14 protein-coding genes and 2 pseudogenes are annotated in these 14,932 nt (G+C 71.3%); 6 read left to right on the top strand and 10 right to left on the bottom strand.

Features of this window, described 5'->3' with window-relative positions; translation table 11 throughout:
• Positions 1-43: 43 nt before the first annotated feature.
• Positions 44-208 (bottom strand): hypothetical protein, encoded by a 165-nt coding sequence (locus tag ACIHCQ_RS01325; RefSeq protein WP_399656596.1) that lies wholly within the window; start codon positions 206-208, stop codon positions 44-46.
• 258 nt (positions 209-466) lie between these two features.
• Between ACIHCQ_RS01325 and ACIHCQ_RS01320 the strand changes: the two genes are divergently transcribed.
• Positions 467-841 carry a VOC family protein gene (locus tag ACIHCQ_RS01320; protein WP_399656594.1) on the top strand — a complete coding sequence of 125 codons (375 nt, stop codon included), beginning with the start codon at positions 467-469 and terminating at the stop codon, positions 839-841.
• Between the two features lie 167 nt (positions 842-1,008).
• Positions 1,009-1,325: pseudogene (locus tag ACIHCQ_RS01315) on the top strand (GNAT family N-acetyltransferase); the annotation flags it as partial.
• Positions 1,326-1,542: 217 nt separating this feature from the next.
• Here ACIHCQ_RS01315 and ACIHCQ_RS01310 read toward each other — a convergent pair.
• Complete coding sequence (locus tag ACIHCQ_RS01310; protein ID WP_399656592.1) at positions 1,543-1,848, bottom strand: beta-Ig-H3/fasciclin; 306 nt, start codon at positions 1,846-1,848, stop codon at positions 1,543-1,545.
• 143 nt (positions 1,849-1,991) lie between these two features.
• Here ACIHCQ_RS01310 and ACIHCQ_RS01305 point away from each other — a divergent pair, with 143 nt between their 5' ends.
• Positions 1,992-4,766 (top strand): BTAD domain-containing putative transcriptional regulator, encoded by a 2,775-nt coding sequence (locus tag ACIHCQ_RS01305; RefSeq protein WP_399656590.1) that lies wholly within the window; start codon positions 1,992-1,994, stop codon positions 4,764-4,766.
• A 125-nt stretch (positions 4,767-4,891) separates the two neighbouring features.
• On the opposite strand, the pseudogene ACIHCQ_RS01300 reads toward ACIHCQ_RS01305, so the two are convergent.
• The 8 genes and pseudogenes from ACIHCQ_RS01300 to ACIHCQ_RS01265 form a co-directional block, all read right to left on the bottom strand.
• Positions 4,892-5,165: pseudogene (locus tag ACIHCQ_RS01300) on the bottom strand (mobilization protein); the annotation flags it as partial.
• A gap of 163 nt (positions 5,166-5,328) precedes the next feature.
• Entirely contained in the window at positions 5,329-5,763 is a 435-nt protein-coding gene (locus ACIHCQ_RS01295) for an NUDIX domain-containing protein (protein WP_399656588.1), read from the bottom strand.
• Between the two features lie 352 nt (positions 5,764-6,115).
• Positions 6,116-6,370, bottom strand: coding sequence for a hypothetical protein (locus ACIHCQ_RS01290; RefSeq protein WP_399656586.1), 255 nt, complete (start codon positions 6,368-6,370; stop codon positions 6,116-6,118).
• Positions 6,371-6,617: 247 nt separating this feature from the next.
• Positions 6,618-7,193, bottom strand: a complete 576-nt coding sequence (locus tag ACIHCQ_RS01285; protein WP_399656584.1) for a hypothetical protein — start codon at positions 7,191-7,193, stop codon at positions 6,618-6,620.
• Positions 7,190-8,581 (bottom strand): hypothetical protein, encoded by a 1,392-nt coding sequence (locus tag ACIHCQ_RS01280; protein ID WP_399656582.1) that lies wholly within the window; start codon positions 8,579-8,581, stop codon positions 7,190-7,192. Before ACIHCQ_RS01280 ends, ACIHCQ_RS01285 begins: the two co-directional genes overlap by 4 nt.
• Entirely contained in the window at positions 8,578-9,411 is an 834-nt protein-coding gene (locus ACIHCQ_RS01275) for an ABC transporter ATP-binding protein (RefSeq protein WP_399656580.1), read from the bottom strand. The genes ACIHCQ_RS01280 and ACIHCQ_RS01275 overlap by 4 nt, the downstream gene beginning before the upstream one ends.
• Entirely contained in the window at positions 9,408-10,232 is an 825-nt protein-coding gene (locus tag ACIHCQ_RS01270; RefSeq protein WP_399656578.1) for a zf-HC2 domain-containing protein, read from the bottom strand. Before ACIHCQ_RS01270 ends, ACIHCQ_RS01275 begins: the two co-directional genes overlap by 4 nt.
• Positions 10,229-10,789, bottom strand: coding sequence for an RNA polymerase sigma factor (locus ACIHCQ_RS01265; RefSeq protein ID WP_399656576.1), 561 nt, complete (start codon positions 10,787-10,789; stop codon positions 10,229-10,231). The genes ACIHCQ_RS01270 and ACIHCQ_RS01265 overlap by 4 nt, the downstream gene beginning before the upstream one ends.
• A gap of 560 nt (positions 10,790-11,349) precedes the next feature.
• Between ACIHCQ_RS01265 and ACIHCQ_RS01260 the strand changes: the two genes are divergently transcribed.
• The 3 genes from ACIHCQ_RS01260 to ACIHCQ_RS01250 all read left to right on the top strand — a co-directional run bounded on the left by ACIHCQ_RS01260 (position 11,350) and on the right by ACIHCQ_RS01250 (position 14,087).
• Entirely contained in the window at positions 11,350-11,751 is a 402-nt protein-coding gene (locus ACIHCQ_RS01260) for a GntR family transcriptional regulator (protein WP_399656574.1), read from the top strand.
• 66 nt (positions 11,752-11,817) lie between these two features.
• Positions 11,818-12,822, top strand: a complete 1,005-nt coding sequence (locus ACIHCQ_RS01255; protein WP_399656572.1) for an ATP-binding cassette domain-containing protein — start codon at positions 11,818-11,820, stop codon at positions 12,820-12,822.
• A complete protein-coding gene (locus ACIHCQ_RS01250) occupies positions 12,783-14,087 on the top strand; it encodes a glycosyltransferase family 39 protein (protein ID WP_399657544.1) in 1,305 nt (434 codons plus the stop codon). Before ACIHCQ_RS01255 ends, ACIHCQ_RS01250 begins: the two co-directional genes overlap by 40 nt.
• The last annotated feature ends 845 nt before the right edge of the window (positions 14,088-14,932 follow it).

The raw sequence follows: 14,932 nt of genomic DNA, 5'->3' as shown, positions 1-14,932 counted from the left end.
CTCTGGTGAGGGACCGCCTCGTAGGCAAGCGCACGCGGCTCGCCTACGAGGCGTCGACGGAGGCGTGCGCGACCTTCGGCCGGGCGATGGACCACATGGAAGGTGTCCCCTCCACCCGCACCCACAAGGCCGTGCGGAACATGCGCCGCGACCTGCGGGCACCCAGCATCGCGGTGCCGCCCTTCATCCGGTGCCAGGATGGGCTCACTGCCCGCTCCCTTCAAGTTTGCAATGTGCCTTATTCGTCGTGACGTGGGTGGTCAGGGCGGTTGTTGTGCGGAGTCCGGTTCGAGGATTGAGCGGGCGGCGTTCGCGCAGCGGATGGCGGATCCTGCCGCTGCCTCCCCTTTTGGTGAAGCGCGGCGGCGGTCCGGCGTACCGCCGCGCATGCCCGCCGCGGCGGCGGGTACGACCCCTCTCGTACGGGGGCGTCACGGAAGCGGCTGAAGAGCGAGGGGTGTCGGAAGTGATTCGAAAGCTGCAGGCGGTCGCGCTGGACTGCGCCGATCCGGTACGGCTCGCGGAGTTCTACGCGGATCTGCTCGGCGGGCGGGTGGTCGCGGATCAGGAGGATCCCGACTGGGTCGAGGTGCACGGGTTCGAGGGGACGCCGCTGGCCTGTCAGCGGGTGGACGGCTATCGAGCGCCCGAATGGCCCGGACAGGAGCGCCCGCAGCAGCTCCACCTGGACTTCGACGTGGACGACCTCGACGGCGAGGAGAAGCGGGCGCTCGCCCTCGGCGCGACCGTGCTGGAGCGGACGGACCAGCTCCGCCCGGAGGCCAACTGGCGGATTTACGCGGACCCGGCCGGCCATCCGTTCTGCCTCTGCCTCCACTGAGTCCACCGGGCCCATCGCAGTCACTGAGGCGCGGCGTCAGGATCGGCTGTCGGGCGGGGCTTCGGCCCCGACCTCGCCGGCGCCCTCATCTGCTACCGCCGCTACACCAACTGAGGTGATCTTTTATTGGTTTGTCGCCGGTCAGCCCGGTCGGATAGGGAGCTTGCATGCTAAAGGGCAGCAAGGTCGGGCTCAGGGCCCGGCGCGAGGACGACATCCCGATCCTGCAGGCCGAGCTCTACGACGACGTGGTCAACTCCTCGCGGGCCGAAGGCGGGCCGTGGCGGCCGATCACGCCCGGCTCGAAGGACTCGCGGCTCGTGGCGGACGACAAGGAGCAGGGCACGTTCCGTTCTCTGTAGTGGAGCTGGAGGGAGGCACCCTGGTCGGCACCGCGTCTCTGTGGAGCATCGACAACCACAACCGGTCCGCGCACATCGGCCTGGGGCTGCTGCCGTCCTCTCGCGCCAAGGGCTACCGCACCGCCGCGCGGGTGATCCGGCTGGGCCTGCCTGTGCTTGCCCCGATCGACCCGACCCGACCCGACCAGCTCCGGCTTCGACCCCAGGATCCGGTGGACCTGGGGGTGGCCCGCTCGGTGGTCGGGCCCACACGGGCGCTGGGTGGCTGACGGGGGCACGGTACGGGCCCGCCCGGGGGATCCGGACGGGCCCGTACGCGGCGGGCTTGCGGACGGACCGTCAGCAGTTGACCGTGCGCTTGTAGTTCCCGAAGATCCCCTTGTATATGTACAGGGCGTTGGTGCCGGCCGACAGCACGTAACACGAACTGTCCGGGGCGAGCGAGACCTCGACCTTCGCCGAACGGGTGTAGCCGCACCTGTTGGTGATAAGGACATCGAAACCGTTGGTCGTCTCCGTGACCATGCGGCCGATGCAGGACGGGGCGGTCGTCGCCGCGGCCGCCGGCGTCGCCGAGACGATCATGGAACCGCCGAGAGCCGCCGCGGTTACCGCGGCCTGTGCCGCCCTCCGGGACATACGCATCAAGGACTCCTTGCAGAGAGAGGGTTGTTCGCGAGAGGCAGAACACTAGGCTGACCAGCGCACAATCCGCGCACAGTGCGCGCACAACCAGACGTTCGGCGGCTCGCGTTGCGGGCCTCGCACCTGCGACATGGGTGGTATCAGTGCGTTTCGCTCTTCTCGGTCCCCTGGAGGTCTCCCGCGGCGGCGACCATGTCGACCTGGGCTCGGCCAAACAGCGCCTGTTGCTGGCGGCCCTTCTCAGCCGCCCGTCCGAGACCGTGCCGACCGCCGTCCTGGCGGCGGCACTGTGGGGCGAGGATCCCCCGGCCTCCGCCGCGGCGAACCTCCGGACCTATGTGCGCGGCCTGCGGAGCGCTCTGGGCGGCGGCGGCCCCTGGGACGGGATGCCGCGCACCCCGGGCGGCTATCTGCTCCGGGTCGAGCCGGGCCGGCGGGACGTCGACCTCTTCGACAAGGCGGCCGCCCGCGGCCGCCGGGCCCTGACGCTCGGCGATCCCGCCCGGGCATGCGAGGAGCTGGCCGAGGCGCTGGGGCTGTGGCGTGGGACCGTCCTCGAAGGGCTGCCGCTGCCGGACGCACTGGCCCGCTGGGCGCGTCGGCTGGAGGAGCGCCGGTGCCACGCTGAGGAGGACTACGGAGAGGCCCTGCTCGCGGAGGACCGCTGCCCGGAGGCGGTCCGCAGCATGCGGAGCCTGGTCGAGCGCCATCCACTGCGGCAGCGGGCCTGGGGCCATCTGATGCTGGGCCTGTACCGGGCCGGCGACGTGGCGGGCGCTCTGGAGGCGTACGCCCGGGTGCGCGAGGTGCTGGTCCAGGAGACCGGCCTCGATCCCGGACCCGAACTGAGCCGCCTGCACGAGGACATACTCAGGCAGCGCCCGGTGCCGACGCAGGCCACGTCAGCTCCACTCCCGGCCAGCCCTCGGCAACTCCCCCTCGTCACTGCCGACTTCGTCGGACGCGATGCCTCGCTCGCGGTGCTCGACTCCTGTCTCGACCGCCGGGCCGGCCATCCGGAGACCGCCGTGATCACCGCGGTCTCCGGAATGGCCGGCGTCGGCAAGACCGCTCTCGTGCTGCACTGGTCCCATCGGGTCGCCCCCCGTTTCCCCGACGGGCAGCTCCATGTGAACCTGCGGGGGTACGACGAGGACGGCGCACTGCCCGCCGCCGACGCCCTCCAGGGATTCATCGAGGCGCTGGGCGTACCGCAGTCCCGGATACCGCCCGGCGCAGAGGCCCGCACGGGGCTCTTCCGCAGCCTGCTGGCCTCCCGCCGCGTACTCGTCGTCCTGGACAACGCACGGGACTCCGCACACGTACGGCCACTGCTGCCCGGCACCGGGGACAGCGTGGTGGTCGTCACCAGCCGGGAGCGGCTCCACGGGCTGGTGACGACCGAGGGGGCGCGGCCGCTCACCCTCGACGTGCTGACCGAGCAGGAGTCGATCGGCCTGCTGGTCCGCCGCCTGGGCGCGCGGGTCGAGGCCGAACCGGCGGCGGCAGCGGAGATCGTGGCAATGACCGGGCGGCTGCCCCTCGCCCTCGCCGTCGTCGCCGCACGGGTGGCGGACCATCCGTCCTTCCCCCTGCACACCTTCGCGGCCGAACTCCGCCCCGCCGGGGCGCTGCTGGACGCGCTGGAGGACGGCGACGCTCGGCGGGTCCTGTCCTGGTCCTGTCTCGCCCTCACCGAGGGGGCGGCCCGCCTGTTCCGGCTGCTCTCGCTGCATCCCGGCCCCGATCTGCCCCTTGACGCGGCGGCGGCGCTGGCCGGGGCCCCGGAGCGCTCCGTCCGGCCCCTGCTCCGGGAGCTGACCCGGCTGCACCTGCTGACCGAGCACTCCCCCGGGCGGTACCTCTTCCACGATCTGCTGCGGACGTACGCGGCCGAACTCGTCCGGACCGTAGAGCCGTTCGCGGAACGCAGGGCGGCCCGCGAACGGCTCTACGACCACTGCCTGCACCGCGCTCACGCCGCAGCCGTGCTCGTGCAACCGCAGTGGCTGGCCGTCACGCCCGTGCCGCCGTTGCCGTCCAACAGCGGCGGGCACGCCCGGGACGCCGACGCGGGCCTCGCCTGGTTCGCCGCAGAGCACCGGGTGTTGCTGCGGACGGTGGCGCAGGCCGCGGAGTACGGCTTCGAGACGTACAGCTGGCAGCTCGCCTGGGCACTCACCGCCTATCTGGCGCCCCACGGCCTGTGGCAGGACCAGCTCACGGTCCAGGAGACCGCGCTCGCCGCCGCCGGAAGGGCCGGCGATCCGGCAGGCCAGGCGATGGCCTGCCGCCTGCTTGCCCGTGCCAACTCCCGGCTCGGAAACCTCGATGCCGCGGAGGACCAGCTCCGCCGCGCCCTTGAGCTGTACGCCCGCCTGGGCGACACCACCGGGCAGGCCCAGACCCTGCACAACTACATCGAGATCTGTTACATGGGCGGCCGACTGGCGGAGGCGCTGCGCCACGGCAACGAGGCGCTGCGCCTGCACCGGCTGTCCGGCAACCAGGACGGTGAGGCCCGTACCCTGAACGCGATCGGATGGCTCCATGCCGCGGAGGGCGACTACGAACAGGCCATCGAGAACTGCACCCAGGCCCTCGACCGGCAGCGGCGCGCCGGTGACCGCAACGGCCAGGCCGCCACCCTGGACAGCCTCGGCTTCGCCTACCACCATCTGGCCCGGTACGACCGCGCCGTCGCCAGCTACGACGAGGCCGTCGCCCTGTTCCGGGCCTCGGCCGACCGCTATCACGAGGCGGAGACCCTGGTCCGGCTCGGTGAGACGCTCGCGGCGACGGGCGGCACCGGGAGGGCCGAAGACGTCTGGCACCGTGCCGCCGCGATCTTCGACGCGTTGCAGGACCCGGAGGCCGACGCCGTACGGGAGCGCCTCGTCCGGCTCCGAGAGGCGTGACCCGTCAGACCGGTTCGGCGTCTACCAGGGCGCGCAGCCGCGGAGCGACCTCCTCGCCGACCCTGTCGGCTGGGGAACCTGGCTCGTGGGGGTGTCGCTGCCCTGGCCCAGGTTGGCGTGGTCGGGGTCATCGGACCAGCGCTCGCGGATACGCGGCAGAGACAGGTCGGGGGCCAGAATGGAGCCCGCATAGAAGATCGGTTCGCCGTCCTTGTCGCGGTCCTGGGGCAGTGCGACCTTGTGGCCGAGCAGGTCGCCGGAGGGCGCGACGCGCTGCCGGATCAGGAGACCGGCCGCGGACAGGCGGTCGAAGAACTCTGCCTCACTGGTGGCACCGGCCACCGCGCGGCGGACGGCTTCGCGCAGCTCCTCGCGTCGTCGCCGTCGGGCGCGATGCCGGTGGCATCCGCCACCTCACGTCATCCACGACGAATCAGACGGCCCCAGCCTGCCTCGACAACGCGCACATCACACCTGACCTGCGGAAACACACACATCAGATCCGGAAAAGCAACGGCTTCTTAGCGCTTCTGCGCGCAGCGGAGCAAAGCCGCAAGAGTGGCTACGTGGTCCGGTCGGCCAGCAGTAGGGCGAGGGGCCCGGTCGGCAGGAGGAAGCGGCCCTCGGCGGCGGCGTTGATGGCGTCCCGCATGAGCAACCAGGTGAGCCTGAAGTCCGCTTCGGTCGGGGTGAGCTGCTGTGGCCCCAGGGTCAGACCGCGGGCCTCGTAGAGGTGAACACGCGCCGTCGAGTCCAGTGTCATCACGTACGCACCCAGGGGCCGCAACTGTTCGGCGGTGATGCCTGCCTCTTCTTGGAGTTCGCGCCGTGCACATTCTTCAGGTGTCTCGCCCTTCTCTCGCCGGCCGCCCGGCAGGAACAGGTACTCGCCGCCGTGCCGGGGGAACCGGGCGCTCAGGAGGGCCACCAGGCCATCTTTGTCGCGGGCCACCACCACGGAGGCATCATGGATCGGGCCGCTGCGAACGTCGCTCATGCCCGGCGAGCTTAGTGGCGGCTATCAGCGCACCATGGCCGCGAATGGCACGTTCATTACAACGGGGTTGGGCGATACCCCGGCCGTGGAATCCGTCGTCGCCGAACGCGTCGCCATGGTCGGCGCACAGGATGATCGACCATCGCCGTTTCGCTGTCAGGTGGTGATCAGGCGTCCGAGGTGTTCGTGGGCGTACGCGAGTGCGGCGCGTTGGGGCCGCACAGTTGTCCCGCTGGCCGAGGTTGTCGTCGTCCCCCGCCACTCGTCAGGGGGCGCACAAGCCGGCCTCCACGAAAGAAGTTCGCCGTCGGCGCAGCGACTGCGCCGACGGCGAACTCCCCTCACTTCAGCGTCAGAACAGGCCCTTGAACCCGTTCCAGCCGCCGGTGCCGATCAGTACCCGGCCGCCATACGTGCCGGCCCCCGTGGAGGCGTACTGCCACAGCTTCCCGGCGGTGTCCCGCGCCAGCAGATCGGCGCGTCCGTCACCGGACAGGTCACCGGTCCCCACGAGAGCGGAGTAAACGCCCCACCCGCCGCCGACCTGCGCCCGCGTGCTCACGCCACCGGTGGAAGTCCCGTAGTACCGCCACAGCACATCACCCACGCCCGCCACCTGGAGTCGTTTCCTTTGGCTTGGTGGTTCGTTGCGCTGGGCCTGGCGGCGGGTCGGCGGGTTATCCGCCGAGGGCCGTCGCCATGCGGTCGAGGTCGGCGAGGAGGGCGGCCAGGCGCCGCTGTCCTATTGGCTCGGCTTGTCCAACGCCTACCGGCTGGTGGCCCGCCGCGGCACTCACCGGAGGGCGGGGCCGCGCACGATCACGGCCGTGCCCCGATCCGGTGGCCCGGCCCGGTTACCGTCTCGGTCCCGCGAAGGCGTAGGCCGTGGTGCCGGCGACCGTGAGGACCAGGGCTGTCCAGGTGCCCGCCGCCGTGCCGGGTGGCAGCAGCATCCAGGTCGCCACCTGCATCGGCACACTCGTGGCGGGCGGGGCGAAGAACGAGAACGACAGCCAGGCAAACGGCAGTGTCCACCCGAACTGCCCGCCCGAGAGCGCCGCGCCCAGGGCGACCAGCCCCATCAGGCCCGCGCTGTCCCGGACGACGAACGCGGTCGTGGCCATGTCCTCGCCCATCGCCTGCACGGTCAGCAGCACGGCGCCGATGACCGCGCCGCCGAGCAGCACGTGCGCTGCCCTGCGGGGCACCCAGCGGATCGCGGCCGTCCGGTCCAGCGCGAGGTCCTGCCCGCTGAGCCCGATCGAGACCGCCATCGCCGCCGTAGCGAGGACGAGCACGGCCGGCCGCGGATCACCGGGCCCCCCGCTGCCGTCCCGGGCGAGTGCCCACAACGCCACCGCGCTGATCACCACTGCGGCGAGCGACGCGGGCACCTGCCGCGAGCGCGCATACAGCGTCAGCCATCTCACCGGGACGCACCGCCCTTCAGCGCGTCGAACGCGTCACCCTTGCAGGAGAACGCGGCGGCGCGCATCGCCTTGATCCGCGAGAGCTGCTCGGCCCGCGGAAGCGCCTTGAGTTCCTTCCACACCGGGCCGGTCTCGGCATCGCCGCGCGCACTTCCCGGCTCTGTGCCGGGAAGCGACCTGAGGTCCCCGAGGACCCAGCCCACCGCGACGGTCTGCGCCCATACATCTCCCCCCGTGCCGTGCCAGCCGACGGGGGAGCACCCCGGCACCATGCCTTTGGCGATCAGGGCCCAGGCCAGCTCCTCGCCCTTCGCGGCGGCGATGATGTCGTCGTCGAAGTCGAAGAGCACGGTCTCGCGGGACCACCGCGGCGTGGAGCCTTCCGGCAGTACGGCGGTGTTCTCCCGGACCGAGACCGGCGCTTGGCCGCCCAGGGCGCCGTGCAGCAGGCGCAGCGCCTCCTTACCGGGACCAGCCAGGTCGGTGAGTCGTGCCTGGTGCGTCTTCGTCACGCACACCGGGCCGTCGCACGCCAGTTCCGCGGCGGCCTCGTCGACGACGTACATCCGGTGCGGGTCGGAGGGCAGGACGAGCAGGGCGATCGCCGCGCCCGCCAGGACGGGCGTCAGGGCGATCAGCCGGGCGCGCGGGGTCGCGGCGACCAGCAGCGCGAAACCGGTCGCGGCCATACCGAGCAGCCAGATCGTCTGCCCGACGTGCACGGAGGCGGAGAGCGTGACGAGCACATCACGCACCTCCTGCACCGCCGGTGACAGCAGGGAGACCCGGTTCGGCTCCGTGCTCGTGATCCCCGTCGCCGTGGTCGTCTCCGTCCGGCCCAACGACATGTGCATGAGGGCCGTGAACACGAAGGCGCCCATGGCCAGCGCGGGCGGGGTGAGCGCGGACGGCAGGGCCCGCCCGGCCCCCATGCCCAGCACGGCCCCCGCGACGAGGAAGAGCGCCCCCACCAGTGAGATCGGCAGCCACCCGAGGTGCGTGTACTCGGTGTTGGCGAGCACCTGGACCCCACCCACGAGGACAAGGAGAGCAAAAGCCGAGGCCAGCGTGATCGCCGTCGTGCCCGCCCCCGTGGCCGCGCGGTGCCAGGCGGGCCTCGGTGTGCTCGTCAGCAGCTCGGACATCTTCGAGCGGTGGTCGCGCAGGCCCTGCAGCGCCCCGAGCCCCACGGCCAGCGGCCACATGTAGAACAGCAGAGAGCGGGTCCACAGGGCCATGGACGTCCACTGCGCCGTCCACGCCGTGGTGCCCCTCCACCACCCGGCGTTCCCCAGGTACAGGAACGCCAGCGCCGTCGTCAGGACCACGGCGCCGGCCCACGGGGCGATGGAGCGCTTCAGTTCGATGCGCAGGACTCGGATGTTCACCAAGTGCCCCTTTCTTGCTCGGGGCCCTGCAGCAGCGCGGAGTAGCCGCGCTCCAGCGGGCTGTCGCCCACGTGCTCGGGGTTACCCGCCGCTGCCAGGTCGTCCGGGGTGCCCTGGAAGACCAGTCGCCCCTCGGCGAAGAGCACCACGTCGGTGCAGGCGGCGGCGACGTCCTCCACCAGATGGGTCGATACGAGCACGCAGGTGTCCTTACCCAACTCCTGCAGCAGCTCGCGGAACCGCAGCCGCTGCGCGGGGTCCAGGCCGACCGTCGGCTCGTCCAGCAGCAGGATCGACGGGTCGTTGACGATGGCCTGGGCGATGCCGACCCGCCGCACCATGCCGCCCGACAGGGCCTTCATCCGCTCGTCGGCCCGGTCAGCCAGACCCACCCGCTCCACGGCGCGCTGGACAGCCCCGGGGATGTCCGCCTTGGGCACCTCCTTCAGCCACGCCATGTACTCGACGAACTCGCGCACCGTGAAGCGCTTGTAGTAGCCGAATTCCTGCGGCAGGTAACCGATCCGGCGGCGCAGCGCACGGTGCTCGCCCATGCCGCCCACGGACTCGCCGAGCAGCTCCAGGCTGCCCTCGGCGGGGCGCAGCACGGTGGCCAGCGCCCGGATGAAGGTGGTCTTGCCCGCCCCGTTGGGGCCGAGGAGTCCGTGTACGCCGGTGCCCAGCGACAGGTCGAGCCCGTCGACGGCCATCCGTTTCCTGCCGACCCTGACCTTCAGCCCGGTGGCCTGGATCTCCCAGGCGTAGGCCGTCGGCACGATGTCAGCCGCGCTCAAGGCGGACGTCATGTGATGGTCCTTTCCGATGGTCATTGATGGGCTCCCAGCACGGAGTACGCGCCCCTGCGGGCGATCAGGACACCGATGCCGAGCGCGAGGATCAGCTCCCACACAGGCAGACCGTCCGTCTGCAGGGCGAAGGTCGTACGGCTGGCGGCCAGGGTCGGCGCCACGACTACGGCGGCCCACACCGCCACCAGCGCAACGGCCGCACGGGTCACGCCGACGACACCGCCGAGCGCCAGGGTCGTGGAGGTGAAGGCCAGACAGGGCAGCAGCCACTGCGCGGCCGTCACCCCTGTCACGTATCCGCCCACCAGCAGCGCGGGGACGACCACGGCGAGCACGGACGCGGTGCGCCGCAGCACCAGATAGAGCCCGGCCCTGGGCACCGAGGCCGTCAGTTCGTACGCCGGGTCCAGGCCGCGCGACCAGGACGCCGCGACGCCGAGCACGGGCAGCACCGGGGCGAGCAGCAGTACCAGCGACACGTCACCGGAGCCCGAGCCGGAGCCGACCACGTCCAGCAGCAGCGCGATCAGCGTCACGCCCACGGCCATGGCCAGCCACGGCACCATCGTGGGCGTCATCCACGCCGACAGCCGCGCCGACCAGCGCCGCCGTGGCGGCATTGGGACGGCCGTGGCCAGCTGGGGTTCCAGGCCGGACCACACGGTGTCGACCAGCGACGCGACGGCGGGCGCTTCGGCCGTGACGGCGGCCGACAGCCGGTCGCGGCACAGTCCGCACGCCTCCAGGTGGGCCTCCAGGGCCCACATCTCGTCGGCGGCGAGGTCCGTGTCGCCGCGCGCGTACCCGTCGATGATCCGCATCGACGCGTGTTCCACACTCATACCAGTGCCTCCCGCATGGCGATCCGGGCCCGGCGGGCACGGGTCTTGACCGTGCCCTCGGGCAGTCTGAGCAGGACCGCGGTCTCCCGGACGGACAGCCCGTCGAGCACCATGGCCTGCAGTACCTGTCTCAGTTCCGGCGCGAGGCGCCGCAGCGCGTCCCCGACGTCACCGCCGACGGTCTCCGCGAGCGCCTCCTCCTCGGCGGCGGGCGCCACGGGCCGCGAGGCGGCCGCGGGCGGCGGCTCGGCGTGGTGAGCCCTGCGCCGGAACGCGTCGACCAGGCGGCGCGCCGCAATCGTCCACAGCCAGCCGACGGCCGTCCCTCCGGCCGCGGCCCCGGCGAACGCACCCGCCGCGCGCCACACCGCCAGATACGTCTCCTGCATGACCTCGGCGACGATTTGCTCGTCCGCGCAGCGGCGGCGCAGCCGCACCGCCATCCACGGCGACGTACGCCGGTACAGCTCCTCGAATGCCACGCGGTCGCCCCTGGCCACCAGCTGGACGAGACGCTCCTCGTCCAGCTCGGCCGGTGCCTTCCTGACTGATCTCACACCCGTTAGACGCCCGGCCTGGTCAGCAGGTTTTCGCCCCGGCGTGATCCCTGTCACATGCTGGGGCCCCGGAAGCCCCGGCCCGACGGCAGGGGTCCCACCATCCCCGTCGGCTCGGGACTGCTCGGAGTGGCGGTCACCCTCGACGGAAACGCCCCTACGTCACTGACTACGTTCAGGCCGGCGTCGCCACGGCGATCGACACCGCCGCCAACACGCTCACCTTTGGGATCCACGCCCGCAACTCCTCGGCCTCGGAGGGCGCGTCCGCACGACGGCGGCCGAACGGACCGGCTTCCGCGGCGGCAGCGTCGTACCCACCGCGGGAGTGGTGGCTTCCGGCACCGCTGTACCCACTCCGGCAGGCTTTGTTTCTGGCACCCCTTCAGCCCCCCAGTCGTCCCGTCAGCCAAGGTGTCGCCCTCCGGGACCACAACGTCGGCACGGGGGGACAGCGCAATGCGACGGCGAGGGCCGCTCGGGTAGTGCTCCCGTTTTGACATCCCTGCGACGCCTCCACCATCCTTGTATTAATTCATTAATGGAAGCACGCTGGAACTATGGAAGGTGACGTGGTCGAATACCGGATCGACCGTGGCAGCGGCGTACCGGCCTACGTGCAGATCGTCGAGCAGACCGAACGGGCGCTCCGGATGGGCACGTTGAAGGTCGGGGACAAGTTGCCCACGGCGAGGGAGGTGGTGGCGGCGACCGCCATCAACCCCAACACCGTGCTGCGGGCCTACCGCGATATGGAGCAGGCCGGCCTGGTCGAACTCCGCCGTGGGCTGGGGACCTTCGTGACGCGGTCGCTCGCGCGGCCCGGCTCGGAGGACGATTCGCCCCTGCGTACGGACCTCACCGACTGGACGGCACGCGCGCGGGCGGCGGGATTGGAACGGGCCGACATCCTCGCCCTGGTCAACGCCACCCTGGACGCCTACGACAGCGAGCAGACATGAGTGTCATGAACACCCCGAGCACCACGAGCACACCCCGGGCGACCGGGAGCGGAAAGAGGAGGACGCATGACCGGGCCTGACGCGCCGGCCGCGCTGCGCGCCACGGGACTCGGATTCCGGTACCGGGCGCGGGGTGGCTGGACCCTGCGGGACTGCGAGTTCACCGTGCCCAGCGGTCGCATCACCGCCCTCGCCGGACGCAATGGCGCCGGCAAGAGCACCCTGCTGCACCTGGCCGGCGGCCTGCTGCGCGCCGACTCCGGGGAGATACGCGTACTGGACGCCGCAGGCACGCCCCAAGCCCGCGCCCGTGTCGCTCTGCTGACCCAGGACAAACCGCTCTACCTCCGCTTCACCGTGGCGGACACGCTGCGGATGGGCGAGAAGCTGAACTCCTCGTGGGACCAGGCGGCCGCCGAGCGGACCGTCCGCGAGGGCGGCATCCCGCTCACTGCCCGCGTCGGCGAGCTGTCCCCCGGGCAGCGCACCCGCGTCGCACTCGCCCTGGCGCTCGGCAAGCGGCCCGAACTGCTGCTGCTCGACGAGCCGTTGGCCGACCTCGATCCCGTGGCGCGAGGCGAGATCATGGCGGCGCTGATGGCCGAGTCCGCCGAGCGCGGCACGAGCATCGTGCTGTCCTCGCACGTCCTGCCCGAACTGGAGCAGACCTGCGACTGGGTACTGCTCCTGCGGGACGGCCGCATCGAGCTGAGCGAGGACACCGAGGTGCTGCGCGAGAGCCATGCCGTGCTGACCGGCCACACCGACCAGGCCGACACCCTGGCCGGACGACACGCCGTCGTACACCGCCGGACCAGTGGCAGACAGATGACCGCCCTCGTACGGCAGCACGGACCGCTGCGCGGCGACTGGCGGGCCTCGTCCTCGCCCTGGGCCTCTGGGGGATCACCCGCCAGGACAGTATGTGGCGCGACGAGGCCGCCACCTGGCAGGTCGCCCACCGCAGCCTGCCCGAGATCTGGCATCTACTCGGGCACGCGGACGTCGTCCACGGCCTGTACTACGCCCTCATGCACATGGTGTTCGAGGTCTTCGGCGACAGCCTCCTGACGCTGCGGATACCCTCCGTCCTCGCCATGGCCGCGGCGGCCTCACTCGCCGCCGACCTCGGTGCCCGGCTCGCGGGCCGATGGAGCGGGCTCGGCGCGGGGCTCGCCTTCGCACTGCTGCCCACCCTCCAGACGTACGCGCAAGAAGGCCGCCCGTACGCGATGGTGACCGCCACTGTCGCGCTCGCCTCCTGGCTGCTGGTGGCCGCCATGCACCGCCCGTGCGCCCGCACCTGGAGCGCATACGCGCTCGTCGTCCTGCTCGGAGCGCTGCTCAACTGGTTTTCACTGCTCGCGCTGCTCGCCCACGCCGCCACGCTCGCCCTCGCCCGGCCCCACCGCGCCATCTGGGCGCGCTGGCTCCTCGCCGCAAGCACCGCCGTACTCGGCGCCCTGCCCCTCGTCCTGGCCAGCCAGGGCCAATCCGGGCAGGTCTCCTGGATACAGCCCACCGCCCCCGGCACGATGTACGCCGTCGCAGCAACCATCCTTGCAGCCGGCGGCTGCGCACTCCTGCGCCGCGCACGCAAACCCGCCGGTCCGACTCCGGCTGCGGCGGGGAAACTGAGCCTGTCCGCTGTGGCCGTCCCGCTGTGCGCCGTCCCGCAGCTCATGCTCCTCGCCGTCTCGCTCACCTGGCAGCCCCTCTACGTCGACCGCTACGTACTGTTCGCCCACATCGGCCTTGCCCTCCTCCTCGGGGCATTGATCGCCACACGCGCCACGAGCCTGCCCACCCACCCCAGAGTTCTGCTCGCCGCCGTCACGGCACTCGCGTTCCTCGCTCTGCTCCCCGTGGCACAGCACGTACGCAGCGCACACAGTCGCGTCGACGACGTACTGGCTGCGGCCACCCTGGTGGACGCAGCGCGTGGACAGGGCGGCGCGGTTGTTTTCATTCCCTCAGCCCGACGCGACACCGCCCCGGTCACCCAGGCGCGTTCCATGGACTGCGCGACATCGCGCTCGCCCAGAGCCCCGTTGAGTCCGGCACTTGCACGGCATCGAAACAAACCCGGAAACCACAGCCCGCGCAATGCTGCGCGAACGGCACATCATCCTCATCAGCGACGCGGAGACCCGCCCCGCCCACAACGCCCGCGACCGCGCCAAACAACGCCTCCTGCACGAACACTTCGCCAAACGCACCACCACGATCCAACGCGGCCGCAGTATCACCCTCTACGAACGAATCCATCACCCGCATCACGACCAGCCTGCCGCCAACAGGTTGTAAGTCGACCACCATGCAGATGGCCTGCCTGACCGACTGCTTCAGTCTGACTTGCCGCTGCACCCGTCCGCTGCCAACTCGCGGCGCGTCCCCCGCACCTCATTCATCAGACGCCCGACCCTTGCCCTTGCGCGTTCGGGAGACGGCAACCGCGCTCGGCTGCGGTGTTGCCCCTCGCCTCGCCGGCACTGGCCGGGGCGCTGGTCGTCACGTTGGTCAGCGGTGAGGACAGCTCCGCCCCGGCGTCCGGAGTCGCCAGGGCCAACAGCGTGTCCGCCACGCTCGACCGTATCGCCGCCGCGGCGAGGGCAACCGACGGCGTGAACGCGTTTGTACTTCTGGGGGTCCCAGCGGATCAGCGCGGCGCCGCCTTGTTCGACGGCCGACAGGCGGACATGGCGCGCTGGGTAGAGGACTACCGCACCCGCCACGGCCACGGCCGAGCTGGCGAATCCTCTGTTCTTCGCGCTGTTGAAGGCACCGGGGGACGGGGGAGCGCTTTCATCTCGCCCTCCGCAACGCGTACCTGGAAGCCATCGGCCCCGAGGTGGTCACCAATCCCATCCTGCTGATGTTCATCGGGTCGTTTGGGCGCCTGACCCTTGCCGAGTGCGTTGAGTGCATCGACCGGATTCGAACTCGTGAAGGGTTGCCCCCAACACGCTTTCCACATCTTTGTCCGGCTGTCCGGATCTTTGTCCGGCTGTCCGGGCGTGTTCGGGAGCGTCCTGACCTGCGGTGTATCGCGAGAGGAGAGGGGCCGAGAACGTCCTTGGACGGGGGTGAATGCAACCAGAACTGCAACCACGGCGCACTGCGCGTGCTGTCCGTTCCGGTCCGGATTCGCTCCGGAGGCGGCGTATCGCTGTTCGTTGCG

The sequence above is a fragment of the Streptomyces sp. NPDC052236 genome, from assembly GCF_044548015.1.
Lineage (GTDB): Bacteria > Actinomycetota > Actinomycetes > Streptomycetales > Streptomycetaceae > Streptomyces.
The sequence above is the reverse complement of the archived record's forward strand: the minus strand, read 5'-3'. Positions and strand labels throughout refer to the sequence as shown.